We start from the raw sequence: 634 nt of genomic DNA, 5'->3' as shown, positions 1-634 counted from the left end.
GGCTGCTCTCGTGATCAGTGGAGTCAGCTGCGAGCAGGATTGTTGGTGTGGCGAGATCACAGTCTTGCTGGGATGATGGCCGGGCAACAATCCCAGGGCGTTGCCCTGGGCTGGTATGGGATGCCCCGTTGGGGCTCGGGAAAGGAGCGTGGTCACCTCTGTCCACAGACAGGACCTCCACAGACAGGGTCTCGATTTTGGGGCTATTCAGGGGGCATCGGCGTCTCGCCGGTTACAGAGTCCTCGTCGCGACGAGGTCACTGGGGCCGACGAGGCGTCGGCGCTCCTTTGTCGCGACTTGAGAGAATGGATGGTCCGGCGGCAGGGTGCCACAGGAACGGTCTTCCGCAGGAAACGTCAGCGATGTCGGCGGATGTCTCGGCGAGACATCCCTACCGCCGAATGAAGCCGACACTGAGGCGCACGATTGGACGACTGTGATCGCTGATCGGAGCACCGAAATCGATGATTTCAGTCTTCAGATCATCGATCTCACGGCTCAGATCATCGATCTCAGAGCTCAGATCGTCGATCTCACGGCTCAGATCGTCGATCTCAGAGCTCAGATCGTCGATCTCAGAGCTCAGATCGTCGATCTCAGAGCTCAGATCGTCGATCTCAGAGCTCAGATCGT

1 protein-coding gene is annotated in these 634 nt (G+C 59.0%); it reads right to left on the bottom strand.

Annotated elements, in window-relative coordinates; genetic code table 11:
* Positions 1–392 precede the first annotated feature (392 nt).
* A partial coding sequence (locus JIN78_RS16900) for a coiled-coil domain-containing protein (protein WP_200393173.1) occupies positions 393–634 on the bottom strand: 242 nt, incomplete at its 5' end.

Origin of the sequence: Roseibacillus ishigakijimensis, from assembly GCF_016595415.1 — a bacterium.
Classification (GTDB): domain Bacteria; phylum Verrucomicrobiota; class Verrucomicrobiia; order Verrucomicrobiales; family Akkermansiaceae; genus Roseibacillus; species Roseibacillus ishigakijimensis.
Note: the sequence above shows the minus strand (reverse complement) of the source record. Positions and strands in the feature narration are given on the sequence as shown.